Source organism: Leisingera caerulea DSM 24564 (assembly GCF_000473325.1).
In the GTDB taxonomy this organism is placed as follows: domain Bacteria; phylum Pseudomonadota; class Alphaproteobacteria; order Rhodobacterales; family Rhodobacteraceae; genus Leisingera; species Leisingera caerulea.
In genome coordinates, this window is sequence record NZ_KI421513.1 from 715347 (window position 1) to 740410 (window position 25064).

Below are 25064 nucleotides of genomic sequence, written 5' to 3' on the forward strand. Positions count from 1 at the left end.
GTGGTCGAAACCGGCCGCATCGTCATTGCCGGCGCAGGCCTGGGCGCGCTGTACGCTGCTCTTGAGCTGGCCCCCAGGCCGGTCCTGGTGATCTCCCCCGAAACCCTGGGTGAAGGCGCAAGCTCGGCCTGGGCCCAGGGCGGCGTTGCGGCTGCCATGGCCAATCACGACACGCCGGAAGCGCACGCCGCGGATACTCTGCAGGCGGGCGCTGGCACCGTCGACCCCGAGGTCGCCGCCATGGTCACCCGCGTGGCCCGCGAGCATATCGTCGACCTGACCGAGCTTGGCACTCCCTTCGACCGTGACGCCGAAGGCAACTATGTCATGAGCCGCGAGGCCGCCCATTCCGCTGCCCGCGTGGTTCGGGTAAAGGGCGATCAGGCCGGCGATCAGATCATGCGGACGCTGATTGCCGCGGTCCGCGCTGCGCCCTCCGTGCAGGTTCTGGAAAACACCCAGGCCGTGCGGCTGGAGACCGAGGACGGCACTGTCACCGGCATCTGGATCTCCCGCGCTGACACGCCGTCAGCGCCGGTGCTGATCAAGGCGCCGGGCGTGCTGCTGGCGGGCGGCGGCTCCGGCGGGCTTTATGCCCACACCACCAACCCGCCCCGCATCCGCGGCCAGGTGATCGGCTTTGCTGCCCGCGCAGGCGCCCGCATTGCCGATCCGGAATTCGTGCAGTTCCACCCCACTGCCTTTGACATAGGCGAGGACCCTGCCCCGCTGGCCACAGAGGCCCTGCGCGGCGAAGGCGCGGTGCTGATCAATGCGGACGGCGAGCGCTTCATGCTGGCAGCTCACCCCGATGCGGAGCTTGCCCCCCGTGACATTGTCGCCCGGGCAATCTTTGCCGAGACCCAAGCAGGCCGCCGGCCGATGCTCGACACACGTGCAGCGCTGGGGTCCGAGGTGCTGACCCGCTTCCCAACCGTGGCCGAAACCTGCGCCCGCGCGGGCATCGACCCGGTGCAAGAGCCGATCCCCGTGGCCGTCGCCGCCCATTACCACATGGGCGGGGTCGATGCGAACATGAATGGCCGCACCAGCCTGGCAAATCTCTGGGTCTGCGGCGAGGCGTCCTCCACCGGCCTGCATGGCGCCAACCGGCTCGCCTCCAACGGATTGCTGGAAGCGCTGGTCTATGCCCGCAACGCGGCGCAGGACATGTCCGCCCCGCAAACCCCGGAACACGCAGAACAGGTCCGCCTCAGCTTCCCCGCCGGCGGGCAAGAGCTTGACCGGGAGGCGGTGAACACCCTGCGGAAGACCATGACTGCCCATACCGGCGTGCGCCGCACCGCTGCAGGTCTGAAACAGGCGCTCTCCACCATAGCCCGGCTTGAGGCCGAACAGTCTGCGGACGAAAACTTCCTCAATATGTGCGCCACCGCCACGCTGATCGCTGCCGCGGCGCTGAGGCGAGAGGAAAGCCGCGGCGGCCATTTCCGCGACGACTTTCCCATGGCGGACCCGGCACAGGCCCACCGCACCCGCATCACCCTGGACGAGGCCCTGGCCATCCGCGCCGGGGCCGTGAAGGAACTGACATGAGCACCCACTTCGCCACCCTGCCCGACCTGATCCTGGAACCGATGGTGCGCGCCGCCCTGATGGAGGACCTGGGCCAGAACGGCGATATCACCACCCGTGCGGTGATCCCGGCCTCGGCAACCTACGCCGCCCGGCTGAACGCCCGCGAGGACGGTGTTGTGTCGGGAATGCAGATTGCCCGCATCGCCTTTCACCTGGTGGATGCCGGACTGAAGGTGGAAACGCTGCTCCCCGATGGCAGCCCTTGCAAAAAGGGCGACACGCTGATGACTGTCGAAGGCTCTGCCGCCTCGATCCTGTCGGGCGAGCGCGTCGCGCTGAACTTTGCCGGCCGCCTGACCGGCATCGCCACGCTGACCTCCGCCTTCGCCGCGGAAACCCAAGGCACCTCCACCCGCATCACCTGCACCCGCAAGACCACCCCGGGCCTGCGCATTGCCGAGAAACAGGCGGTGCTGCACGGAGGCGGGTACAATCACCGTTTCGGCCTGTCGGATGCGATCCTGATCAAGGACAACCACATCGCCGCTGCCGGCGGTGTAAAAGCGGTGCTGGAAGCCGCCAAGGCCAGCGTCAGCCACATGATGAAAGTGGAAATAGAAGTCGACACCCTGGACCAGCTGGCCGAGGTGATCGCCACCGGCGGGGCAGACGTTGTCCTGCTCGACAACATGGATACCCCCACTCTCGCCAAGGCAGTGGAGATATCCAAGGGTCATGTGGTGACCGAGGCCTCCGGCAACATGCGGCTGGAACGCATTGCGGAAGTGGCAGCAACCGGCGTCGACTACATCTCGTCCGGTGCGCTTACCCATTCGGCGCGCACGCTGGATCTGGGCCTCGACTTCTGATTTCCCCGGTCAGCTGGCAGCGGCTGGCGGGCCTTCGCTTGCCAGCTCTGGTCTGTCTCTCTAATCCGACTGGCGCAACTGACGGGCCGCTTCAAGCTTGTCCTGCCGCAGCGCCTCGGGCGACAGCATCAGCACTGAACCGCCTTCAACCTGGCGCACCTCGAACCCTTTGCGGCCCTGCAACCCGGCGCGCAGTTCGTCCGGCAGCGCTGCGCAATCCTCAGGACGGCTCTCGCACATCACGATCTCGCGCCCGGTCAGATGATGCAGGCGGAATGCAACCGAATGGTGCTTTTGCAGATCCGATTTCCGGGTCGCCTCCAGCGACAGATAGGTGCCGGTGACGTAAACCGGACCCTGCCCTTCTGCCAGCTCCGCGGCCATGACCTGGCTCACCCTGTGCCATTCAGTGAGAACCCGGTGCGTCAGGCCGCCAAAAATCACATAAACCGCGGTCACGGCAAACAGCAGGTTCCGGCTCAGCCGGGCCCCGCCGCTGTCGCGCAGTGCAATGGCGAACAGCCCGATGAAAACAGCGCCAAAGATCCACAGAAACCCGCCAGAGCGCACCGGCATGTCAATACCGCTGCGGATCACTTGCACGCAGATCAGCGCCACCCCCATGGCAGCGCCGGACAGCAGGTAGAGCGCCCGCCATTTATCCTGCCGCAGCACAACCCAGACCGCGCAGGCCAAAAGCACGGCCTGCATGAGCGCCAGAACCCAGTTGTTATAAGCACCCTTCTGCGCCAGGCTGGCCAGGAACTGCCAGGCCAGTTTGGAATTTTCGAGCGCCGACGCCAGATCCCGCGCCGGGCTGGGATTGCGCCATTCCGCCATCGGCACGCCGAACACCCCATGCACGGCATAGTTCAGCGAATAGATCGCCAGCATGCCGAGCGCGAAACTGGCAATGAACAGCGCCAGCAGCCCCGCCAGGTCCCGGGCCGATCGCGCGACGCCGGCGCGGGTCAGGCTCAGCCCCAGGATCAGGAACGGATAGGTCGTGTAGGCCATTAGCGAGACCGGAACAAAAATCAGCATCAGCCAGCGGCAGGCCCGCTCGCTCAGCCTTGTGGTCAGCCAGGCATAAAGCGCGACAATGGCCAGCCCCGGGATCAGCGTGTTGAACCACAATGAGATCAGCACCCAAGGCAAGCCGAGACCTGCGATCAGCGCAACCATCACCCGCTGCCAAGTCTCTGCCTCGCGCCCAAAAGCGTTGTGGACCAGGCAGCCAAGATAGACGGCCCATAACAGCTGATAGACCAGGTAATTCAGCCATGCCGGCGTCACGTATCCGCGCAGATGCCAAAGGTAATTGATCCAGCGCCCCTCAGTCAGGGTCTTTGAGTAAAACAGCGATGGGTCTGACAGCAGCGCCGGGTAGTCATCATGCCGGATCATCGGGTCCGGCAGCTGGAACAGCGCCGTCAGCAGCAGCATCGCAAAGATTGCAGCCACCGTGACCGGCAGCTGCGGCAGGGCGCGCCGCTGCGCAGCGCTGCTGCCGGCCGAGACCAAGGTCATCCTGCGGTCTCCTGCAGGCGGCGGGCGCGGCGGGCCAGTACAGCGGCCTGGATCTGGGCAATCTTAGTCACCATCGGCCGCGGCATCAGCGACACGATTCCGCGCCGCATCCGCCAGCTCAGGCTACCAGCCAGCGGCACCTTCTGCCCGGCCGGAACTGCCGCGGCCAGCACCTCTTGCGGCAAACCTTGCCGGCCTGCTTCATTGGCATAAAGCACAGTGTTGTAGCGGTACCAGGGCGCGACGCCTTGCATGTGTCTCAGCCGGGGGCGGGCAAAATCGAAGGCGGTGAAACCGCGCGCCGCAAACATCTCCTGCCAGAAGGACAGCGGCTTCTCATTGATATGAAACTCGCCCCCCTGTCCTGGTACCGCGGCGGAAAACAGCACCCGGTCGGCATGGCGGGTCAGGCTGTCGACCAGCTTCTCCGAAGCCGCTTCAGGCAGGTGCTCGCCCACCTCAAGGCTTTGCGCCAGGTCAAACTTGCGGCCCAGGTCAAAGGTTTTGGTCAGGTCTGCTGCGTGGAACTGCTGGCGCGGGATCGCCAGCTGATCACGATCCACATAATCGCCGTCAACGCCGGCGACATCGGTCACACCGGCCTTGATCCATTCGCTCAGCCACACACCGCGGCCGCTGCCCAGGTCCAGCACGCTGCCCGCCTGCAGTTGCGGCTGCACCACAGAGATCATCGCCTGCGCCGAAGACCGCGCGCCCCGCTCGATATAATCGTAAAATTCGTTGGAATAGATATGAGACATGATTGCTCCGAACTTTAGTCAGCCAGCCGCGGCATACACCCAGAGGCGGAAGATGATGAAATTCTGTACCGGCAAGATCACCGTGACGGCAGCGGCGGACAGCCAGTCCGCCCAGCCCAGCGCAGGGCCGAACACGCCGGTGATCAGCGCCGAGACGGCAAAACCCGCGGCAATGGTGCAGGCAAACCGCGCCATCTGGTCCGGCAGGCCCAGCGGGCGGCGGAAGGTCCACCAGGTTTGCAGCACATATTGCACCGCAACCGCGCCAGCAAAGGCCAGGGCATTGGCCGGCGCCTGCGCCATGCCCGCCGTCAGCAGTGCGGTGTAGGCCAGCACATAAAGCCCCGCGACCGTCGCACCGACGACGGAAAAGCGCAGGATTTGCCCGGTGTCCGCCATACTCACGACGCTTCCTTGCGCAGCGGTGCGGGCTCGATCTGCACCGGCTCTGCAGCTTTGCCTTCGCCGGTTTCCTCTGACAGAAAGTACATCGGGCGCTGCTTGCTCTCCATATAGAGCCGCCCGATATATTCCCCCATGATCCCCAGCGTCAGCAGCTGGATCCCCGAGAAGAAGGAAATCGCCAGCAGCATCGAAGCCCAGCCGGGTGCGGTGTTGTAAAGGACCAGCGACAAGAACACGTAGACCGCCATCAGAAAGGTCACATAGAGGCTCAGAAACGCCAGCCGCGTCGCCATCTTCAGCGGTTTGGTGGAAAAGCCGGTCAGCGCATCCGTTGCAAAGCGCAGCATCGCCCGGAACGGGTACTTTGTTTCGCCCGCAACCCGCGCATCGCGCACATACTCCAGCCCGATCTGCTTGAACCCCGCCCAGGCGAACATGCCGCGGATGAACCGCGCCCGCTCCGGCATCGCCAGCACCGCATCCAGCGCGCGGCGGCTGACCAGGCGGAAGTCGCCGGTGTCCTTGGGAATATCCACATCCGACAGCGTGTTCAGGAAGCGGTAGAACAGATAGGCGGTGGCCTTCTTGAACAGGGTTTCCCCCTGCCGTTCGGCCCGGCGCCCGTAGACCACGTCATAGCCGCGGTCCATCATCATCATCATGTCCGGCAGGATCTCCGGCGGGTCCTGCAGGTCGGCGTCCAGCATAAAAATGCGCGCGCCGCGCGCCGCCTCCAGTCCCGCGGTCAGCGCCACCTGGTGGCCGCGGTTGGCCGACAGCCGTATTCCCCGCACCACCGGGTATTTGGCATGGGCGGCCTCGATCGCCGCCCAGGTACCGTCGCTGGAGCCGTCATCCGCCAGGATGATCTCGGCGTCCTGCGCCCATGGTTCTATGGCCTGCACCAGCCGTTCCACCAGCAGCGGAACCGACTCTTCTTCATTGTAGCAGGGCACAACAACGGAAAGCTGCACTTTCTCGCCCTCATGTCTGTTTGTTAACCGCTCGTTAACCGCGATACTGGCCGATCCGGCGCGGACAGGGCAACGGCGGCCTGCTGAGAGTTAAATTTGCAATCAAATGGTTAAGGGCCTGTGTGCTTTGGGTAACGCACTTTGGCGAAACCAAGGCAAATGCGGACGAATTGCCTAAAATCCGCCGACATCCCGCCCCGGTTTACAGCACGCCGCGGGGAATCGTTTCCCGCCACTCCTTGGTCAGCACCACATCCCGGTCCGCGCTCTCATAAGCGGTCACCTTGCGCCAGAGATAGAAATTCTCCCGGTCGCAGGTCATCTTGTTCTCAGTGTCAATCGCAACCTGCCAGCCCCCGCGCTCGAACTCGAAGATCCAGTCACTGGCAAAAGCTGCCGTGGCCGGGTCATCCGGATGCACCTCGTAGTGCATGGTCACATGGCTGCCCGCGCACATCCCGTGATAGGGATCCACCGCCTTGCCGTAATCGTCAAAGGTATCCAGCACCAGCGCGCCGTCCTCCCGCGTCCAGGTTCTGGAGGTGCCGCCTGGCGGGCGCAGCTGCTCTGCCTGCAGCACCGGATATTCCCGCGGCGCTCCGGGGTTCTGCGGTTCGACCTCCTGGTCCGCTTTGCGCTCCGGCAGTATCAGGGCGCAGCCCTCCAGATGCAAAGTCACCTCCGCCGCCTCCGGCGCGGGCCAGACAATCGGCCAGTAGGACGCTGACAGCGCCAGCCGCAGCACATGCCCCGGCTTCAGGCGGTGCGCGCATTCATTCAGCTCAATCTCCGCCTCATAGCGCTGCCCAGGCACCAGCTTTTGCGGCGCTTCAAACCCGTTGCGGCAGGTCAGATTCAGCGGCCGGAAAGTGATCCGCTGCGACACGCCCTCGGGTGAAACATCGCACAACCGCGCCACAAGCTGCGCCACCGGCTTGTCGGCGCTGAACGCCACCTTGACCCGCGGCCTGCCCAGCAGTTCCAGCGGGTCCGTCAGAGGCACGGTATCGAAACAGGCGGACAGCCTGTCATCTTCCCTCTGATCGCCCGCCAGCTCATTATCGAACCGCATCCCCGGGCAGAAATAGCCGGAGGCCTGTCCGACCGTCGCGGGATTGCTGACCACGGTGACACCTCTGCCCGGCTGATCCGCCAGCCCGCCCTGCGCCACATGCATCACCCGGTCCCGCACATTCGGCGAGGGCCACTCAGCCTCTGCCACCCATCGGCCCTGGCGCGGCTTGTTCTGCATGGTTGGGTTGAAGTGCTCCTGCATGAAAACGCGGTAATCCGGCAAGGCTTCGGCGCCGGTCTCTTTGCCCTTCAGCCACTTGCCGAACCAGCGCAGTACCTCGCCATGGAAATCCGCCGGATCCAGCTTGGCGACATGGGCATAGCGGTGTTCCCAAGGGCCGATCATGGCCTTGGCGGGCACAGTCAGATTGGCCGCCAGCGCAGACGGTGCGTTCACATAGGCGTCGGCCCAGCCGGTGATCGCCAGCACCGGCGCCTGGATCGCCGACCAGTCCTCGCAGACCGAGCCGTGTTTCCAGAAATCCCCGCGTGTCTGCCGCCGCAGCCATTCGGCAGCCATGAAAGGCATACCCTCGATCCGCTTGATCCAGTCCTCGCGCCAGTCCGGCCGGTGCTGCGGGTCCGCGGGGCGCGACTGATAGGCGAACATCTGGCTGCCCCAGTTGGCGTTGTCGCTCAGCAGACAGCCGCCCATGTAATGGATGTCATCGGCGTAGCGGTCCACGGTCGAGGCCACCGAGACCACCGCTTTCAGCGCCTCCGGACGGCGGAAGGCCAGTTGCAGCCCGTTAAAGCCGCCCCAGGAAATACCGATCATGCCGATATTGCCGTTGCACCACTCCTGCGAGGCGATCCAGGCCAGCACCGCCTCGCCGTCGCTCAGCTCCTTTTCAGAATATTCATCGTCAAACACGCCCTCGCTATCACCGGTGCCTGCAATGTCCACCCGGATACAGGCGTATCCTTCGGCGGCAAAGACCGGATGCGTGGTCTCGTCCCGGGGCGCGGTGCCGTCGCGCTTGCGGTAGGGAAGATACTCCAGGATCGCCGGAAACGGCCCCGCACCCTCCGGCATCCAGGTCCGCGCCGACAGCCTGCGGCCGTCTGGCAGGGGGATCCAAGTATTCTCGATGATGCGGTAAGCGCCGGACATGGGCATGTTCCTGTTGTTAGTTTAGCTTCAGCCACACCCAGCAACCTCTCCAGATCAGCCGTTCATGAAAAGGGCGCACTTGTGAGCGGATGTAAGCGAATTGACGCGGGTTAGATCCAGGTTGAGACGGCCTGCCCTGCACACCTCTGCCTTTTGGGGAATTTTAACCGCCCCAGCCGCACGCACACTGCGCCGCCGGGCGGAGCCGGTTTGCCGCCGCAGACGCCTAGGGCGCGGTTACTTCGGCAGCTTCGGCGCTGACTTTTCCAGGGCCAGTTCCGCGTCCGAGAACTTCCACGGACCCCGCACTCCCTGCACCCCTTCAGGTGCGATCTGCATCTCCCGGTGCTTGATTTGCGGATCCTCGAAGGCCTGTCCGATGGTGTTGATCGGTCCCGCAGGCACCGTCGCCGCCTCCAGCGCCGCCAGCAAATCCGCCTGGGTCCACTCTGCCAGAACTTGCTCCAGAATTGCCGTCAGCGCCTTTCGGTTGGCGACCCGCAGCTGGTTGGTCTGGAAGCGCGCATCCGCCTTGGACTGCGCCAGACCCAGCACATCGCACAAACGCTGGAACTGCCCGTCATTGCCCACCGCCAGGATCACATGGCCGTCCTTCACCGCCATCACCTGGTAAGGCGCGATGTTCGGGTGGTCATTCCCCAAACGCATGGGGCTATCGCCGGTCGCCAGGTAGTTCATCGCCTGGTTCGCCAGCAGGGCCGTTGCGCAATCCAGCAGCGACATGTCCAGATGCTGGCCGCGCCCGGTCCGGTGGCGCTGCTCCACCGCTGCCAGAATGCCGATGGTGCCATAAAGCCCGGTGACAATATCCGTGATCGCCACACCGACCTTTTGCGGCTGGCCATCCTGCGCTCCAGTGATCGACATCAGCCCGGACATACCCTGCAGCAGAAAGTCGTACCCCGCCCGCTTGGCATAAGGCCCGTCCTGGCCAAAGCCGGTCACTGAACAGTAGATCAGCCGCGGATTGATCCTGCTAAGGCTGTCATAGTCCAGGCCGTATTTCTTCAGCCCGCCGACCTTGAAATTTTCGATCAGGATGTCTGCATCCTTGATCAGTTCGATGACCCGGCGCTTGCCTTCTTCCGTGCGGAAGTCAGCGGTTACGCAGCCCTTGCCGCGGTTGGCGGCATAATAGTAGGCGGCCGTCCTGTCGCCATCGCGCTCGATGAACGGAGGGCCCCACTTGCGGGTATCGTCACCCTCCGGGCTTTCCACCTTCACCACTTCGGCGCCCAGGTCCGCCAGCGACTGGCCGATCCAGGGCCCGGCCAGGATGCGCGCAAGTTCAACCACCTTGAGGCCTGCAAGCGGGGTCATGGGCACTCCTCCCTGTTGGTGCCTTCGTCTTTGCCGGTATGCTTAGCCGCTGCGCCGCTCTCCTGCAAGATTTGATCAAATCCAGGTCCAGCGAAAACGCCCAAGGCTGAAAGCCTGCCCCGGAAAATTTCCCGATGGCACCGGCTGCAACAATATGTTAGCGATAACTCAACTTTAACCGGCCATGTGCCAGCTGAGGCAATTGAATTGCCCCGTCCCAGGCGGCACAATGGCCCGGCCTTCTGGCCCCAATGGAACAGCGATGTAAAATCAATGGTTTCCCGCGTCATACCCGTCCAGCCCTTTGACCTCGTGCTGTTTGGCGCGACCGGCGACCTGGCCCGGCGCAAAATCCTGCCGGCCTTGTTCCACCGCTTCCAGATAGGCCAGTTCGACAGCAACTGCCGGATCATCGGCAGTTCGCGCAGCGACCTGACAACGGAGGAGTTCCGCAGCCAGACCGCTGATGCCATCCGCGACTTCGGCCAGGACGTGGAGACCACGCCGGAAGAGATTGCCGGTTTCACCGCGCTTCTGGACTATGTCGCGGTAGATGCGCGCGGCGATAACGGCTGGGCCGAAATCCACGGAAAACTGCGTGACGATGCCGTCCGCGCTTTCTATCTTTCCGTGGGCCCATCCCTGTTTCCCGACATTGCCCGCCGCCTCAGCGAAACCGGGATTGCCACGCCCGAAAGCCGTATAGTGCTGGAAAAACCCTTTGGCCATGACCTCGCCTCGGCCCAAGCGCTGAACGCGGCGCTGCGGGAGCACTTCGAGGAGCAGCAGATCTACCGGATCGACCACTACCTCGGCAAAGAGACGGTGCAGAACCTGATGGCGCTGCGCTTTGCCAACTCGCTGTTTGAGCCGCTCTGGAACTCCTCTCATATCGACCATGTGCAGATCACAGTGGCCGAAAGCATCGGCATTGAGGGGCGCGAGGAATATTATGACAAATCCGGCGCCATGCGGGACATGGTGCAGAACCACCTGGTGCAGCTCCTGTGCCTGACCGCGATGGAGCCGCCCGCCCATTTTGCGCCCAATGCAGTGCGCGACGAGAAGGTCAAAGTGATCGAAGCGCTGCGCCCGGTGCCGCAGCCCAGCATCGCCCGCGGTCAGTACAGGGGCAAAACCGGTGACGGCTACCGCGATCACGCAGGCAACGCGCAGAGCCGCACCGAAAGCTATATCGCGCTCAAGGTCGAAGTGGCGAACTGGCGGTGGGCCGGCACGCCGTTCTACCTGCGCACCGGCAAACGGCTGCGCGACCGGGTGAGCGAAATCGCGGTCTATTTCCGCGACCCGCCGCACAATATCTTCGAAGGCTCCGGCCCGGTGCACGGCAACGTCCTGGTGATCCGTCTGCAGCCCGACGAAGGCATAACTCTGAAGACCACCATCAAGGATCCTGGCCCCGGCGGCATGCGCCTCACGGGCGCCAACCTCGACATGACCTTTGCTGATGAGCTGCCGGAGTCGGGCCGTCCGCAGGACGCCTATGAGCGGCTGATCATGGATGTGATCCGGGGCAACCAGACCCTGTTTATGCGCGGCGACGAGGTTGAGGCCGCATGGGCCTGGGCCGATCCGATCATTGCCGGCTGGGAAGACACCGGCGAGGCCCCTCAGCCCTACGACAGCGGCAGCGCCGGACCCGACGACTCTCTCCTGCTGATCCACCGCGACGGCCGCCGCTGGCGCAGTATCGGAACCTAAGACAGCCGCCCTCCCCTTTGCCCCCGCAGTTTGCTACAAAGGCCCCACATGAGCTTGAATTCCACACTGGCCGCCGTCACTGACCGCATCATCGCCCGCAGCGAACCCACCCGTGCAGCCTATCTGGAGCGGATGCGCGCGGCCCGCGGCAAGGGACCTGCGCGAGCGCATCTGTCCTGCTCCGGCCAGGCCCATGCCTATGCTGCCACCGGACCGGACCAGCAGACGCTGGCGGAGGCGTCCAAGGGGCATCTGGGGATTGTCTCGGCCTACAACGACATGCTGTCGGCGCATCAGCCCTTTGAAACCTACCCGGTTCTGATCCGCGACGCCGTGCGCAAGGCCGGCGGTACCGCGCAGGTGGCGGGCGGCGTGCCCGCGATGTGCGACGGGGTCACGCAGGGCGAGGCCGGCATGGAGCTCAGCCTGTTCTCCCGCGATACCATCGCCATGGCCACCGGCGTCGCGATGAGCCACAACGTCTTTGACGCCGCCGTCTATCTCGGCGTCTGCGACAAGATCGTGCCGGGGCTGGTGATCGGGGCGCAGGCCTTTGGCCATATCCCGGCAGTGTTCCTGCCGGCAGGCCCGATGACCAGCGGCCTGGCCAATGACGAGAAAGCCCATATCCGCCAGAAATTCGCCGCGGGCGAAATTGGCCGCGAGGAGCTGTTGAAGGCCGAAATGGCCGCCTACCACGGCCCCGGCACCTGCACCTTTTATGGCACCGCCAACACCAACCAGATGCTGATGGAGTTCATGGGGCTGCACTTGCCCGGGTCGTCCTTCGTGAATCCCGGCACCCCGCTGCGCGAGGCGCTGACGGTGGAGGGCGCCAAACGCGCCCTGTCGCTCAGCGCGCTGGGGAACAACTACACCCCGGTTTGCGACGTGCTGGACGAGAAAGCCTTTGCCAACGGCATTGTCGGGCTGATGGCCACCGGCGGCTCGACCAATCTGCTGATCCACTTGATCGCCATGGCGCGGGCGGGCGGCATCCTGCTGGACTGGCAGGACTTTGCAGAGCTCTCCGACGCGGTGCCGCTGCTGGCCCGGGTCTACCCCAACGGCTTGGCCGACGTGAACCATTTCCACGCCGCCGGCGGCCTGGGGTATATGATCGGCGAGCTTTTGCAGGCGGGTCTTTTGCACCCGGACACCCGGACAGTCGCCGGCGAAGGGCTGGAGCTTTATACGCAGGAACCCTTCCTGACGGAAGACGGCCTCACCTTCCGTCCCGGCCCGGGGCAAAGCCTGAACGATGCGATTCTGCGCCCCGCCGATGCTCCGTTCCAGAAATCGGGCGGGCTGAAGCGGCTGACCGGCAACCTGGGCACCGCGGTCATCAAGGTTTCGGCAGTGGCGAAGGAGCACCACGTGGTCCAAGCCCCCGCCCGCGTTTTCCACGACCAGGAGGAGGCCAAGACGGCCTTCAAGGCGGGCGAGCTGACCGGCGATGTGATCGTTGTGGTGCGTTTCCAGGGCCCCAAGGCCAACGGCATGCCGGAACTGCACAGCCTCACCCCTTTCCTTGGCATCATGCAGGGCCGCGGCCAGAAGGTAGCCCTGGTGACCGATGGCCGCATGTCGGGCGCGTCCGGCAAGGTGCCCGCCGCGATCCACGTGGTGCCGGAGGCCCTGGATGGCGGGCCTGTTTCCCGGATCCAGGATGGCGACCTGGTGCGGCTGGATGCGGTCAAGGGCACATTGGAAGTCCTCACCGAAGGCGCGCTGGAACGCGAGCCCGCCACCGCCGACCTCAGCGCCCACCAGCACGGCACAGGCCGTGAGCTGTTTTCCCTGTTCCGCCGCTCGGTCGCTTCGGCCGACGAAGGCGCCAGTGTGTTTGGAGTGTAACTCATGCGGATAACCCCACAGGACGCCAGCCTGCGCACCTGCGAGATTTGCGCCCTGGCGCCGGTGATGCCGGTACTGGTGGTGGAGGACGCGGCCCACGGCCGTCCGCTGGCCGAGGCGCTGGTGGCCGGCGGCCTGCCCGCGCTGGAGGTCACCCTGCGCACCGGTGCCGCGCTGGACGTGATCAGCGAGATGGCCCAGGTAAAGGGCGGCGTGGTCGGGGCGGGAACGCTGATCACCCCCAAGGACGCCGAAGCCGCCAAGGAGGCTGGCGCTCAGTTTGGCGTTTCTCCCGGTGCTACGGACTATCTGCTGGACGCCTGCGAATCCATCGGCCTGCCGCTCCTGCCCGGCGCCGCCACTGCAACCGAAGCGATGCGGCTGCTGGCCCGCGGCTATGGGATGCTGAAGTTCTTTCCGGCTGAGGCCTCCGGCGGTGCTCCGGCGCTGAAAGCCATTGGCGCGCCGCTGCCGCAGATCTCCTTCTGCCCCACCGGCGGCATCAGCCCTGCCAACGCCGAAAGCTACCTGAGCCTGCCCAATGTGGTCTGCGCCGGCGGCAGCTGGGTGGCCCCCGCCGATCTGGTTCAGGCCGGTGACTGGGGCGCCATCGAAGCACTGGCGCGCGATGCCAGCAAGCTGGGCAAGGATTGAGCCAACGCAAAATCACTCTGGTATTTCCGCGCGCCACGGCGGGTTTGCTCCGGCCCGCGAGACCGAAACCGCGGCCGCCCTCACGGCGAATTGCAGGCAAGCCTTGAGATCCGGTCCGGTGATTTCCCCTGCCGCCGCGGCTTTCAGCACCCCCCGCTCCTGCGCCATGGCAAGAAAGCCCGCGTTGAAGGTGTCACCTGCTCCGACCGTGTCAGCGACGGTTACCGGCACGGCCTCTGCCTTCACGCTCTGACCGTCCGGCAGATAGGCCTCCGCCCCCGCGGCGCCGCGAGTCAGCAATACCATCTTGGGTCCGGCAGCGAACAAGCTGCGCAGTCTCGTACCCGTGTCCCCGCAGGGATTGAGCCAGATAAGGTCCTCCTCCGAGACCTTCACGATATCTGCGAGCGTCATCATTTTCAGCAGCCGCGCGCAGTAGGCCGCCTCATCCCTAGCAAATCCGGCGCGCACGTTCGGGTCCAGCATCACGGGCCGGCGGCCAGCCTCGCGCTGCGCCAGCGCCAGATAGGCGTCTGCGGCTGGCGGATTGCACAGGCTGATGCCGCCAAGCAGCAACGCAGCCACGCTGTCCGGTAAATCCGGCAGCTCCTGCGGAGTGAGCGACGAGCCGGCAGAACCGGTGTCATAGAAACTGTAGCTGGCGTCCCCGTCCGTCAGGTGGACAAAGGCAAGGGTGCAGGGCCGCGGGCTGGTGACGGCAAGGGAGGTGTCCACACCAGCCTCCGCTAGTGCCTGAGCCAACTGTTGCCCGAACACATCCGAGGACAGCCCGGTGAACAGCCCTGCCGAGACTCCGAGGCGGCCCAGCGCCAGCGCGGTGTTGAACGACGCGCCGCCGCCATGCGGAACATATGCCGCCTGGCCTGCAGCGGTTTCGCCGGGGATCATGTCGATCAGCGCTTCACCGCAGCAAAGGATCATGGCGCAGCCCTGCCTTCGCCGAAGCCGAGCGCGTTCTGATAGGCAAACAGCGCGGGCAGTCCGCCGGTGTGCAGCAGCAGCACCTTCTGCCCCTTGCTGATGGCGCCCTCTTCCAGCAGCCCCAGCAGCCCGGAAAAGGTTTTGGCGGAATAGACCGGATCCAGCAGGATACCCTCAACCACGGCCATGCGCTGGAGCGCGGCGCGGGTCGCGGGGTCTGCGCGGCCATAGCCGGGCGCCAAAGCACCGTCCCAAGTGAGAATTTCGCCGCCGGCAAAGGGCCGCGGGATGCCCATCAGCCTGGCAAGTTCTGCGGTAACCTGCTCCAGCCGCGCCTTTTGATGGCGGGCATCGCGGCGCACGCAGATGCCAAAGACCGGCGCGGTGATACCGGCCAGGCGCACACCGGTCAGGAACCCGCCATGGGTGGCCCCGCTGCCCGAGGGCACCACGGCGGCATCAAAGCAGCCGATCTGCGCCGCCAGCTCTGCCCCGCCCTGCACATACCCCAGCGCGCCCAGCGGCGGATGACCGGGGCCTAGCGGTATGACATAAGGCGTGCGGCCTGCTGCGCGCAATTCCGCTGCCCGCGCCGCCAAAGCGGCATCGGCGCCGGCTTCGTCTTCTCCCTCCGGGTAGCTCATGGTCTCCGCGCCCAGAATATCCGAAAGGAAAACATTGCCCGAGCTGTAGTGGAGCGGGTCCATGCCCGGCACCCGCTCCTCGCGCTGCAGCACCGCCTGCATCCCGTATTTCGAGGCCGCTGCGGCGGCGGTGCGGGCAAAGTTCGACTGCACCGCGCCGGTGATCAGGATGGTATCCGCACGGGCCGCACGCGCCGCGCCGATGTAGAACTCCAGCTGCCGGGTCTTGTTGCCACCAAAGCTGAGCCCGGTGAGGTCATCACGCTTGATCCAGAGGTCTAGCTCCAGCTCCTCCGACAGGCGGTCCAGCCGCTCCAGCGGTGTCGGTTGGGACAGCAGCTTGGCGCGCGGGAACGCGGAAAGGAGCGTGTCGATGCGGGACATTGCAGTCTCTTTCTTTCTGATCGGGCAGCGGCACCAGCCTGCTTGGGCCGCACCACGTTGCAGCAGTATGCGCAACCGGGCAAGGCCCCGCATGGCGACGGTTGCTTTTCGAGCCGCGCACCCCCATGTCCCTGCAAAGCACCGGAAATCCAAGGAAACGCGCCATGACAGAGACCACACACAGCCCCGCCCTGCGGGTCGACATCATCTCCGACGTGGTCTGCCCCTGGTGCGCGGTCGGCTACAACCAGCTGGCCTTTGCCGCCCGCCGCGCCGGTGTGGCATTGGACGTCCACTGGCAGCCGTTTGAGTTGAACCCGGATATGGCGCCAGAAGGCGAGGACCTGCGCGAGCATCTGGCCGCGAAATACGGCAGCACCGCAGAGCAATCGGCCCAGGTGCGGGCGCAGCTGACGGAAATGGGCGAGGCTCTGGGCTTCACCTTCCGTTTCTTCGACGGCATGCGGATCTACAACACCTTTCAGGCGCATCAGTTGATCGAATGGGCCGAAGAGCACGGCAAGGGCCATGAAATTAAACAGGCGCTGCTGAGCGCGTACTTTACTGATGGCAAGAATGTCTCGGACCCGGAGGTGCTGGTGGAGACAGCCGAAAGCCTGGGCCTTGATGGTACCGGTGCACGTGCGGCGCTGGAGAGCGGCAAACACGCGGACAACGTGCGCCAGCGCGAGGCATTCTGGGTGCAGCAAGGCATCCGCGGCGTGCCTGCGATGGTGTTCAATGGCCGCCACCTGGTGACCGGTGCGCAGGGGGTGGAGACCTACGCCAGCATTCTGGAACAGTTGGGCGCAGCCGAAGGTGAGTTCCGCTAAACGCGGCGCCCGGCCTATTGGCCGGGCGGTTATTCAATCGCTCCGGGCAGCTTATGCCGGCGGCAGGCATTGGGTAATCGCGGCCTCCAGCTTGTCCACCACCTCGGTGATCTGTTCCTCAGTGATGATAAAGGGCGGCGCCAGCAGGATGTGGTCGCCGTTCTGGCCGTCGCGGGTGCCCGACATCGGGTAACAGATCAGTCCGGCCTGAAAGGCCGCCTTCTTGATCCGCCCGGCCAATCCCAGGGCCGGATCAAACGGCTCCTTGGTGTCCCGGTCGGCCACCAGCTCCACCCCGCGGAACAGCCCGCGGCCGCGGATGTCGCCCACATTGGGATGCTGACCGAAACGGTCCTCCAGCGCTGCCTGCAGCTTCTCTCCTATTTCCGCACAGCGTTGAACCAGGCCGCGCTCCAGCATCGCCTTGACCACGGCGAGGCCCGCTGCAGTGGCCACCGGGTGGCCGATATAAGTGTGGCCGTGCTGGAAGAAACCGGACCCATGCTCGATCGCCTCATAGATCTGGCGGGTGCAGAGCATCGCCCCGATCGGCTGGTAGCCTGCGCCTAAGCCCTTGGCGATGCAGAGGATATCTGGCGCCACGCCGTCCGCCTCGCAGGCGAACAGATGACCGGTGCGGCCCATGCCGCACATCACCTCGTCCAGTATCAGCAGCACGCCGTACTGATCGCAAATCTCGCGGATACGCTTGAAGTAGCCCTCAACCGCAGGCACCGCGCCGGAAGTGGCACCAACAACCGGTTCGGCCATGAAAGCCATCACCGTATCGGGGCCAAGCCGCAGGATTTCCGCCTCCAGCTCGTTCGCCACCCGCTGGCCGTAGTCATAGCTGCTCTCACCCTCGGCCCGGCCAACATATTCGTAACAGGGCGAGATGTGGGAAATGTCGATCAGCAGCGGCGCAAATTGCGTGCGGCGCCACTCGTTGCCGCCCGCTGCCAGCGCGCCGAGCGTGTTGCCGTGGTAGCTCTGCTTTCGGGCGATGATATGGCGGCGCTGCGGCTCGCCGCGCTCCAGGTGGTACTGGCGGGCAAGTTTGATCGCGGCCTCGGTGGCCTCCGACCCGCCGGAGACGAAATAGACCCGGTCAATATCCCCCGGCGCGTTGGCGACCAGCAAGTCCGCAAGCTCTTCCGCCGGTTCCGAGGTGAGGAAGCCTGTATGGGCAAAGGCCAGTTTACCGACCTGCTCCTGCACCGCCTTGATCACATCGGCGTCGGAGTGGCCAAGGCAGGACACCGCGGCGCCACCCGACCCGTCAAAATAACTCTTGCCGTCCGCGTCGATCAGATAGCAGCCGTCACCGGCAACTGCGGTGGGCAGGCTCGCCTTGGTGTGGCGGGGAAAAACATGGCTCATGATCTGCACTCCTTGAGCGTATGGCCCTGGGCCTTTGCGGCCTGAACGAAGGCGGCAACCGAGGCCGCATTGTCTGCCAGCAGCCCGCCATCCTGTGTTTCGATGTTATTCTCAAACCCGATTCGCGCATCCCCTCCTGCGGCTACCGCTGCCAGCAGACAGCTTTGCTCATGGCGGCCAAAGGCACAAACGGCCCAGTTAAGGTGCAGATCCGCTGCGGCGCTCCGGAAGACGGCAAGCCCCTCGGGCCGCGCTAGAACTGGCGGATTGTACTGGCCCAGAACAAAGATCGCATCGCGCATGCCGCCCGGAACGGTGCCGTCCTGATACCAGATGCGCAGCTGGGCGATGCAGTCCGGACCATACAGGATATGCTGCACCTGCGTGCCTGCTTCCGCACACAGAGCATAGGCGCGCGCCGCCAAGTCCGCGTCCCGCGCCATTTCCCGAACCGAGACGGAGGCCGCGTCTGGGCGCAGCGACTGCAGACAGGCGAATTGGGCCGCCACATCGTAAAGACCCGCGCTTTCCGTGGTGATCTGCACCGCCATTTCCGGCGCGCTTTCCCGCACCGCGTCAAGGGCTTCGCGGTAGCGGCCCGAATCCAGCGAATGCCGCCCGTCATCGTCGCGCACATGAAGGTGCAGCGCATGGGCTCCTGCGGCAAAACAGGCCGCTGAGGTTTCAGCCGTCTGCTGCGGTGTCACCGGTAGCTGCGGATGTTCTCCGCGCCCCCGCCGGGCCCCGTTGGGCGCCACCATTAATCTGTATTCCGCCACCGGTATCCTCCCTTGCCGCCCGATCCGGGACGACTCGCGTCCGGGCTGGCTGCAGCATGGCCTGTCGACACATACGCTCTCAATATGGCGCTATCAGAACATTTGTTTTACCCCTCCGCTCCGGCGGACAGCCGCCGCGGCGCACCGGCCTGCCGTCTCTGGACTTAAGCAAGCAAATGCTCTGGCCCTAACGAATTCCGCGAAACTGACGTTTCTGGTACATAATACGCCTTAAAGCCCAGGTAGGGTGCCGGGCAGCCTGATTCACTTCCAACGCCGAAAGGACATGTCATGGACGGCACGTTCAACGAAAACGATCTCTCCCGCGTGGTGGAGGCCGACAAGGCCCACATGTGGCACCACCTGTTCCAGCACAAGGCGCTGGAAAGCGCCGACCCGCGCATCATTGTCGAGGGCAAGGGCATGCGCGTCTGGGATCAGAACGGCAAGGAGTTTCTGGATGCAGTCTCCGGCGGTGTTTGGACCGTCAACGTCGGCTATGGCCGCGAAAGCGTCTGCAAGGCCGTTTACGACCAGCTGATGAAGGTCTGCTACTTCGCCAACTCCGCCGGTTCCATCCCCGGCGCGCTGTTTGCCGAAAAGCTGATCGAGAAGATGCCGGGCATGACCCGGGTCTACTACACCAACTCCGGATCCGAGGCCAACGAGAAGGCCTTCAAGATGATCCGCCAGATCGCCCACAAGAAATACGGCGGCAAAAAGACCAAGATCCTGTACCGCGACCGCGACTATCACGGCTCCACCCTGGCGACCATGTCGGCGGGCGGCCAGGACGAGCGCAACGCGCAGTACGGCCCCTTTGCGCCGGACTTTGTCCGCGTGCCGCACTGCATGGAATACCGCAAGCATGAACTGGGCCTGGAGCACTTGTCCGGCCGCGAGTTCGGCATCGCCGCGGCGGACGCGATCGAGGAAGTGATCCTGCGCGAAGGCCCGGAAACTGTCGGCGCCCTGTGCCTGGAGCCGGTGACCGCAGGCGGCGGTGTGATCGAGGCGCCCGAGGGCTACTGGGAGCGTGTGCAGGAGATCTGCAAGAAGCACGACGTGCTCCTGCACATCGACGAAGTGGTCTGCGGCGTCGGCCGTACCGGCAGTTGGTTCGGCTACCAGCAGTACGGTATCAAGCCCGATTTCGTGACCATGGCCAAGGGCGTCGCCTCCGGCTATGCGGCGATTGCCTGCATGGTCACCACCGAGGAAGTCTTTGAAATGTTCAAGGACGACGCGGGCGATCCGATGAACTACTTCCGCGACATCTCCACCTTCGGCGGCTGCACCGCAGGCCCGGCGGCGGCGCTCGAAAACATGCGCATCATCGAGGAAGAAGGCCTGCTGGAAAACACCGTGGCCATGGGCGAGCGGATGCTGAACAACCTGCGCGCGCTGCAGGAAAAGCACGCTGTGATCGGCGATGTGCGCGGCAAGGGCCTGTTCCTGGGAGCCGAGCTGGTCGCAGACCGTGACAGCAAGGAGCCGGTGGACGAGAAGCTGGCCCAGCAGGTGGTCGCGGAATGCGGCGCACAGGGCGTGATCATCGGTGTGACCAACCGCTCATTGCCGGGCCGCAACAACACCCTGTGCTTCAGCCCGGCGCTGATCGCCACTGCCGACGACATCGACCAGATCTGCGACGCGGTCGACAAGGCCCTGACCAAAGTATTCGGCTGACACCTCTCCCTGTTGGACGATTTGACTGCGCCCCGGACTTTCCGGGGCGCTTTTTTGTCAGAAGGCACCCCCGTTTAGGCCAGCCGCACGGCCACTCCGCCGTCCACCGCCAACGGCGCCCCGGTCACAAAGCTGGCGCGGTCCGACAAAAGGAACAGCGCCGCCTGGGCGATTTCCTTCGGAGCGGCCATCCGTTTCATCGGGTGCAGCCTGGCGATCATACGGTGGGCCTCAGGATCGTCGCCTGCCATTGCTGTTTTGGTTCCGCCCGGCAGCAGGGCATTCACCCGGATGCCGTCTGCCGCAAGGTCTGAGGCGAGCGATTGGACCAGCCCGGCCAGCCCGGCCTTTGACGCTGCATAAGCCCCCATGCCCGGCATTCCGCCGTTGCTGATACCGACAAAGGATCCGGTAAAGACCAGCGATCCGCCGCCCCGCTCTTTCAGGGCCGGAATTTGCGCCCTGGCACAGTAGAAAGCGCCAGTCAGATTGGTTGCAATCACTGCACTCCAATTGGCGGCGTCCATTTGCTCCACCGGCACCGTTTCGCCCATCATACCCGCGTTGTTGAAAGCACCGTCCAGCCCGCCAAACTCTTCGGCCGCTAGCGCCACCAACGCCTGTGAATAGGCCTCGCTGGTGACATCACCAGCCAGAAAGGCTGCTTTGCCGCCGCTTTGCCTGATCTGCCCCGCAAGGGTTTCCAGTTCAGCCTGCCGCCGGGCCCCTAGCACGACATTGGCCCCATCTTCTGCAAACAGCAGCGCCGCGGCGGCGCCGATGCCGCTACTGGCGCCGGTAATGATCAGTGTCTTGTTCTGAAGTTCCATCGTCATAGCCTCCTTTGATTGGATGGCATTGAACAAAGCGCCGCGCACTCCTCCGCTCGACCCGTTTCCTGCGCTTGCCGCTTCGGGCAGGCCCTTTACCGCAAGAAACGGGTCAAACACTGGAAACGAACAGCTGTCGGGGTCAAGGAGGCCGCAGGTTCCGCCGTCAGGCGCCAGGCTTCGCCTGTTTGCGAGCGAAACGTCCCCCGGACCGTTTCCGGGAAGCCCGCTCATCCTTGACGCGCCTTCAAAACACAATCGGGATTGGCATCTGAGGGGCAGTCCTGCGTTTCAGAGCCTTCTCGGCAAAACAGACGGCGCCGCGCGTCAGCGCGGCGCCGGGCCCAACGGGAGCGGGGCATTCTTCGATTGATATCTGACGGGCGGGAGCCCCCGCCGCCAAACAGCTTCAGATCAGCTGAAAAAGATTGCCCGACAGGATCGCACCGCTCACCCCCAATCCCAGATAGGCGGCAAAGACCCGCGGCTTGACCAGCGACCAGACCGCAGCCATGGCAGGAATTGAGCTGACCGCCCCGGCCACCATGAAGGCCATGGCCGCGCCTGCGCTCATACCCTGCTCCATCAGCCCCGCCAGCAGCGGCGGCGCGACATAGGAGTTGAGGTAAGCCGGCATTCCCACCAGCGCCGCGGTGGCGATCGGCAGCACACCCTCGCCGCCCACCAGACCGGCGATCACACCGGCCGGCACGTAGTGGACCAGAAGCGATTCCAGCACATAGGCCAGCGCCAGCCATTTCAGCAGGAAAAGACCGTTGGAGACGAACTCCTCGCGGAACTTCACCCTGCGCCCGTCCTCGTTCCAGAAGCGCCAGTTCGGCTTGGCGTCCGGCTTGGGCCCGCCGCAGCCGCAGCAGCTTTGGCTTTGCTGCTTGCGCAGCGGGTTTGCAAAGGCCCCCCGCCCCCGCAGCAGTTTGATGGCAAAGCCGCCGAACAGCCCCAGGGCCACCGCCGCCACCGCCTTGCCAATGGCAAAGGGCCAGCCCAGCGCGCCCGCGGTAATCAGCAGTGTCGGCGGGTCAATGAGCGGCGAGGACAGCCAGAACGCCATCACCGCCGAAAGCGGCGCGCCGAGCGCCAGAAGGCCGGCAATGAACGGAATCACCTCGCAGGAGCAGAATGGCGCCAGCCCGCCGAACAGCGCCGCCAGCAGGATCATGCGCGTCTCCCGCCCCTCGAAGGCGCGCGCTACCATCGCCTCGGCCCCCGTCGCCTTGAGATAGGCCAGCAGCAGGACCGCAAACAGGATGTACCGCGCGGTGCTGCCCAGTGCGGACAGGGTGAACTCAACGACAGAGCGGAAACTGCCCGGATCAAGAACCGCTGCACCCGCCAGCAGGGCAACGCTCAGCGCCCAGGGTGTTTTCAGACAGCTGCCAAGCGTTTTCGCCTTGCCGGGGTTTTGTGCCAGTTCAACCATGGTTTGCCGCCTTCTTGCCCGCATCCGCGCAGCATTCGCTGAGGATGAAACCGGCCAATGCCTCCAGCCGGGAAAATTCGGCCCGGTTGATTGTCGACCGCCCCACCCGCTCCTGCGCCACCACACCGGCACCGGTGAGGAATTTCAAATGATGCGCCAGGGTTGAGGGCGCGATGCCGGTGCGCTCCTGGATGTCCCCGACCGTCAGCCCGGCCTCGCCCGCCCGGATCAGGCAGCGCAGCACCTGCAGCCGCGCCTCCGATCCCATCGCGGCAAAGCCCTGTGCGGCTTCTTCCCATTGCATGACGTCAACTCCACTTGATTCGACAAAACTAGTTTTATGGTTTCTTTGGTCGCCTTTCAAGAGCGCTGCGTTTTGCCCGAACCAATATCTGCCAGCCGCCGGTTGCGGCCCGGCTTTTGAAACCAGAGCAAGGCGCAGATTCCTCCAAACTGGCCCTAAGTCCAGATTGCGCAGCGTTTAAGTCCACCCTAAGGTGGCGCGCATGGCCATCTCCGTTGACACGTTCTTTCTGAACCCGGACGCCCAGGGCACCCTGCAGGCGCAGATCCAGGAAATGATTGCTGAGGGCATTCTGTCCGGCCGGTTCCGGGTCGGGGAGAAGCTGCCGTCCTCGCGCAAGCTGGCGGCGCATCTTGGCATCAGCCGGATCACCGTGACGCTGGCCTATACAGAACTTCTGGCCAATGACTACCTCACCTCGCGCGGGCGGTCGGGGTATTTCGTGTCAGAAAACGCCCCGGTGCCGCCCTCCTATACGCCGCAGCAGAAGGCCGGCGATGCGATGGACTGGGACAAGGTGCTGGCGCGCAGCTTTACCGGCGGCGACACACCGCGCAAACCCCAGGACTGGCGCGACTACCGCTATCCGTTCATTTACGGGCAGGCGGATGCGTCGCTGTTCGACCACGCCAACTGGCGGCTGTGCGCACTCAGGGCGCTGGGGCAGAAAGATTTCGCGGCGCTTGCCAACGACTACTTCGACCAGGATGACCCGCTCTTGATCGAATACATCGCCCGCCACACGCTGCCGCGGCGCGGCATCACCGCGCGGCCGGAAGAGATCCTGATCACGCTCGGGGCCCAGAATGCGCTGTGGATCACCTCCCAGCTGCTGCTGAACCGCAAGCGCCGCGCCACGGTGGAGGACCCGGCCTATTACACCCTGCGCGACCAAGTGGTGCAGACCCGCTGCCAACTGGATTGCATCCCGGTGGATGAGGGGGGCCTGCCGCCCGAAATGATACCGGAAGGCACTGATGTGATCTTCTGTACCCCCAGTCATCAGAGCCCGACCACCTTCACCATGCCGATGGAGCGCCGCAAAGAGCTGCTTCGGCGGGCCAGCAGCATCGACGCAGTGATTGTCGAGGATGACTACGAGTTTGAAATGTCGTTCCTTGGCGCCCCCTCGCCGTCGCTGAAATCGCTCGATACCGAGGGCCGGGTGATCTATGCCGGCAGCTTTTCCAAGTCGCTGTTTCCCGGGCTGCGCCTGGGCTATCTGGTTGGATCGGAACCGTTTATCCGCCAGGCAAGGGCCTTGCGCGCAAGCGTACTGCGGCATCCCCCGGGCCACGTTCAGCGCACGGTGGCCTATTTCCTGTCGCTGGGCCATTATGATGCACAGATCCGCCGGACCGCCAAGGTGCTGCATGACCGCCGCGCGGTGATCGAGGACGCCATCCGCAAGCACGGGCTGGAGATTGCAGGCGTCGGCGGCTATGGCGGCTCCGCCCTGTGGATGCGCGCGCCGGAGACGGCGGATACTTCGGCTGTAGCCCAGCGGCTGAAGGAAAAGAGTGTTCTCATCGAACCCGGCGCGCCGTTCTTTGCGGCAGGGAACCGCAAGCAGAACTACTACCGGCTGGGGTATTCCTCAATCCCCGCCACCCGGATCGAACCTGGTCTCGCGCTGCTTGCCCAGGCGCTGAAGCAGGGCTGAGCCCCGCACGCGTCCGGGCGGCTTTCGCGCCCGCGCAGGCACCGGCGGTGCCACAGGCTGGCGGTCTTGGGTCCGGCGCCGCGCTTGACGGCACGGCGCGGGCCGGCCGAATTGCGCGGACAGGGGTGGATTGCAGCACCCGGCGCCGCGGGTGCCCGCCGCCCGGCACGGGCGGCGCCGGGCCCAACGGGCACAGCTCATCCTGCGGATGAGCGAAGCCGGGCGGTAGAGCCCCACTGGTCTTAACCGGCCGGAAAAACTGGCCCTAACCCGGCCCTCCGCCGCCCCCTAAACCAGAGTCAATTCCCGGCCTCCGCGCCCGGAGGAATTCCGCG

21 protein-coding genes are annotated in these 25064 nt (G+C 64.8%); 8 read left to right on the forward strand and 13 right to left on the reverse strand.

The window, feature by feature from the left end; genetic code table 11:
- Both CAER_RS0110715 and nadC read left to right on the forward strand, forming a co-directional pair.
- Positions 1-1557: an L-aspartate oxidase gene (locus CAER_RS0110715; RefSeq protein WP_027235354.1), complete on the forward strand. Its 1557-nt coding sequence runs from the start codon at positions 1-3 to the stop codon at positions 1555-1557.
- Positions 1554-2408, forward strand: a complete 855-nt coding sequence (gene nadC, locus CAER_RS0110720) for a carboxylating nicotinate-nucleotide diphosphorylase (RefSeq protein WP_027235355.1) — start codon at positions 1554-1556, stop codon at positions 2406-2408. Before CAER_RS0110715 ends, nadC begins: the two co-directional genes overlap by 4 nt.
- 60 nt (positions 2409-2468) lie before the next feature.
- On the opposite strand, the gene CAER_RS0110725 is transcribed toward nadC, so the two are convergent.
- The 6 genes from CAER_RS0110725 to CAER_RS0110750 all read right to left on the reverse strand — a co-directional run bounded on the left by CAER_RS0110725 (position 2469) and on the right by CAER_RS0110750 (position 9607).
- On the reverse strand, positions 2469-3938 hold the full coding sequence (locus CAER_RS0110725) for a hypothetical protein (protein ID WP_027235356.1): 1470 nt from the start codon (positions 3936-3938) through the stop codon (positions 2469-2471).
- Positions 3935-4699 (reverse strand): class I SAM-dependent methyltransferase, encoded by a 765-nt coding sequence (locus CAER_RS0110730; RefSeq protein ID WP_027235357.1) that lies wholly within the window; start codon positions 4697-4699, stop codon positions 3935-3937. The genes CAER_RS0110725 and CAER_RS0110730 overlap by 4 nt, the downstream gene beginning before the upstream one ends.
- Before the next feature lie 18 nt (positions 4700-4717).
- Positions 4718-5098, reverse strand: coding sequence for a GtrA family protein (locus CAER_RS0110735; protein WP_027235358.1), 381 nt, complete (start codon positions 5096-5098; stop codon positions 4718-4720).
- Positions 5099-5100: 2 nt separating this feature from the next.
- Complete coding sequence (locus CAER_RS0110740) at positions 5101-6078, reverse strand: glycosyltransferase family 2 protein (RefSeq protein WP_036797233.1); 978 nt, start codon at positions 6076-6078, stop codon at positions 5101-5103.
- 202 nt (positions 6079-6280) lie between these two features.
- Entirely contained in the window at positions 6281-8266 is a 1986-nt protein-coding gene (locus tag CAER_RS0110745) for a CocE/NonD family hydrolase (RefSeq protein WP_027235360.1), read from the reverse strand.
- 237 nt (positions 8267-8503) lie between these two features.
- Entirely contained in the window at positions 8504-9607 is a 1104-nt protein-coding gene (locus tag CAER_RS0110750) for a CaiB/BaiF CoA transferase family protein (RefSeq protein WP_027235361.1), read from the reverse strand.
- Positions 9608-9880: 273 nt separating this feature from the next.
- Here CAER_RS0110750 and zwf point away from each other — a divergent pair, with 273 nt between their 5' ends.
- The 3 genes from zwf to eda are packed head-to-tail and all read left to right on the forward strand — an operon-like array spanning position 9881 to position 13840.
- Positions 9881-11329, forward strand: coding sequence for a glucose-6-phosphate dehydrogenase (zwf, locus tag CAER_RS0110755; protein WP_027235362.1), 1449 nt, complete (start codon positions 9881-9883; stop codon positions 11327-11329).
- Between the two features lie 48 nt (positions 11330-11377).
- Positions 11378-13186: a phosphogluconate dehydratase gene (edd, locus tag CAER_RS0110760; RefSeq protein WP_027235363.1), complete on the forward strand. Its 1809-nt coding sequence runs from the start codon at positions 11378-11380 to the stop codon at positions 13184-13186.
- Between the two features lie 3 nt (positions 13187-13189).
- Positions 13190-13840 (forward strand): bifunctional 4-hydroxy-2-oxoglutarate aldolase/2-dehydro-3-deoxy-phosphogluconate aldolase, encoded by a 651-nt coding sequence (gene eda, locus CAER_RS0110765; RefSeq protein ID WP_027235364.1) that lies wholly within the window; start codon positions 13190-13192, stop codon positions 13838-13840.
- A 12-nt stretch (positions 13841-13852) separates the two neighbouring features.
- Here the strand turns inward: eda and CAER_RS0110770 are convergent, their stop codons facing one another.
- On the reverse strand, positions 13853-14782 hold the full coding sequence (locus CAER_RS0110770) for a carbohydrate kinase family protein (protein ID WP_027235365.1): 930 nt from the start codon (positions 14780-14782) through the stop codon (positions 13853-13855).
- Complete coding sequence (locus CAER_RS0110775) at positions 14779-15810, reverse strand: D-cysteine desulfhydrase family protein (RefSeq protein ID WP_027235366.1); 1032 nt, start codon at positions 15808-15810, stop codon at positions 14779-14781. Before CAER_RS0110775 ends, CAER_RS0110770 begins: the two co-directional genes overlap by 4 nt.
- A gap of 164 nt (positions 15811-15974) precedes the next feature.
- On the opposite strand from CAER_RS0110775, the gene CAER_RS0110780 reads away from it, so the two are divergent.
- Positions 15975-16643 (forward strand): DsbA family oxidoreductase, encoded by a 669-nt coding sequence (locus tag CAER_RS0110780; RefSeq protein ID WP_036797236.1) that lies wholly within the window; start codon positions 15975-15977, stop codon positions 16641-16643.
- Between the two features lie 51 nt (positions 16644-16694).
- Here CAER_RS0110780 and CAER_RS0110785 read toward each other — a convergent pair whose 3' ends face one another.
- Positions 16695-18023, reverse strand: coding sequence for an aspartate aminotransferase family protein (locus CAER_RS0110785; RefSeq protein ID WP_027235368.1), 1329 nt, complete (start codon positions 18021-18023; stop codon positions 16695-16697).
- Complete coding sequence (locus tag CAER_RS0110790) at positions 18020-18802, reverse strand: 3-keto-5-aminohexanoate cleavage protein (protein ID WP_027235369.1); 783 nt, start codon at positions 18800-18802, stop codon at positions 18020-18022. The genes CAER_RS0110785 and CAER_RS0110790 overlap by 4 nt, the downstream gene beginning before the upstream one ends.
- A 291-nt stretch (positions 18803-19093) precedes the next feature.
- Here CAER_RS0110790 and CAER_RS0110795 point away from each other — a divergent pair, with 291 nt between their 5' ends.
- Positions 19094-20491, forward strand: a complete 1398-nt coding sequence (locus tag CAER_RS0110795; protein WP_027235370.1) for an aminotransferase family protein — start codon at positions 19094-19096, stop codon at positions 20489-20491.
- Positions 20492-20565: 74 nt separating this feature from the next.
- Here CAER_RS0110795 and CAER_RS0110800 read toward each other — a convergent pair whose 3' ends face one another.
- The 3 genes from CAER_RS0110800 to CAER_RS0110810 form a co-directional block, all read right to left on the reverse strand.
- A complete protein-coding gene (locus CAER_RS0110800; RefSeq protein ID WP_027235371.1) occupies positions 20566-21321 on the reverse strand; it encodes an SDR family oxidoreductase in 756 nt (251 codons plus the stop codon).
- A gap of 409 nt (positions 21322-21730) precedes the next feature.
- Entirely contained in the window at positions 21731-22762 is a 1032-nt protein-coding gene (locus CAER_RS0110805; RefSeq protein ID WP_027235372.1) for a permease, read from the reverse strand.
- Complete coding sequence (locus CAER_RS0110810) at positions 22755-23066, reverse strand: ArsR/SmtB family transcription factor (protein WP_027235373.1); 312 nt, start codon at positions 23064-23066, stop codon at positions 22755-22757. Before CAER_RS0110810 ends, CAER_RS0110805 begins: the two co-directional genes overlap by 8 nt.
- A gap of 202 nt (positions 23067-23268) precedes the next feature.
- Between CAER_RS0110810 and pdxR the strand changes: the two genes are divergently transcribed.
- Positions 23269-24729 carry a MocR-like pyridoxine biosynthesis transcription factor PdxR gene (gene pdxR, locus CAER_RS0110815; RefSeq protein ID WP_027235374.1) on the forward strand — a complete coding sequence of 487 codons (1461 nt, stop codon included), beginning with the start codon at positions 23269-23271 and terminating at the stop codon, positions 24727-24729.
- Positions 24730-25064 lie beyond the last annotated feature (335 nt).

Excerpts from the sequence above, each read along its gene's own strand:
- nadC (WP_027235355.1), top strand. The coding sequence starts at position 1,554 with ATGAGCACCCACTTCGCCACCCTGCCCGACCTGATCCTGGAACCGATG.
- CAER_RS0110725 (WP_027235356.1), bottom strand. The coding sequence starts at position 3,938 with ATGACCTTGGTCTCGGCCGGCAGCAGCGCTGCGCAGCGGCGCGCCCTG.
- CAER_RS0110730 (WP_027235357.1), bottom strand. The coding sequence starts at position 4,699 with ATGTCTCATATCTATTCCAACGAATTTTACGATTATATCGAGCGGGGC.
- CAER_RS0110735 (WP_027235358.1), bottom strand. The coding sequence starts at position 5,098 with ATGGCGGACACCGGGCAAATCCTGCGCTTTTCCGTCGTCGGTGCGACG.
- CAER_RS0110745 (WP_027235360.1), bottom strand. The coding sequence starts at position 8,266 with ATGTCCGGCGCTTACCGCATCATCGAGAATACTTGGATCCCCCTGCCA.
- CAER_RS0110750 (WP_027235361.1), bottom strand. The coding sequence starts at position 9,607 with ATGACCCCGCTTGCAGGCCTCAAGGTGGTTGAACTTGCGCGCATCCTG.
- zwf (WP_027235362.1), top strand. The coding sequence starts at position 9,881 with ATGGTTTCCCGCGTCATACCCGTCCAGCCCTTTGACCTCGTGCTGTTT.
- edd (WP_027235363.1), top strand. The coding sequence starts at position 11,378 with ATGAGCTTGAATTCCACACTGGCCGCCGTCACTGACCGCATCATCGCC.
- eda (WP_027235364.1), top strand. The coding sequence starts at position 13,190 with ATGCGGATAACCCCACAGGACGCCAGCCTGCGCACCTGCGAGATTTGC.
- CAER_RS0110770 (WP_027235365.1), bottom strand. The coding sequence starts at position 14,782 with ATGATCCTTTGCTGCGGTGAAGCGCTGATCGACATGATCCCCGGCGAA.
- CAER_RS0110775 (WP_027235366.1), bottom strand. The coding sequence starts at position 15,810 with ATGTCCCGCATCGACACGCTCCTTTCCGCGTTCCCGCGCGCCAAGCTG.
- CAER_RS0110780 (WP_036797236.1), top strand. The coding sequence starts at position 15,975 with ATGACAGAGACCACACACAGCCCCGCCCTGCGGGTCGACATCATCTCC.
- CAER_RS0110785 (WP_027235368.1), bottom strand. The coding sequence starts at position 18,023 with ATGAGCCATGTTTTTCCCCGCCACACCAAGGCGAGCCTGCCCACCGCA.
- CAER_RS0110795 (WP_027235370.1), top strand. The coding sequence starts at position 19,094 with ATGGACGGCACGTTCAACGAAAACGATCTCTCCCGCGTGGTGGAGGCC.
- CAER_RS0110800 (WP_027235371.1), bottom strand. The coding sequence starts at position 21,321 with ATGGAACTTCAGAACAAGACACTGATCATTACCGGCGCCAGTAGCGGC.
- CAER_RS0110805 (WP_027235372.1), bottom strand. The coding sequence starts at position 22,762 with ATGGTTGAACTGGCACAAAACCCCGGCAAGGCGAAAACGCTTGGCAGC.
- CAER_RS0110810 (WP_027235373.1), bottom strand. The coding sequence starts at position 23,066 with ATGCAATGGGAAGAAGCCGCACAGGGCTTTGCCGCGATGGGATCGGAG.
- pdxR (WP_027235374.1), top strand. The coding sequence starts at position 23,269 with ATGGCCATCTCCGTTGACACGTTCTTTCTGAACCCGGACGCCCAGGGC.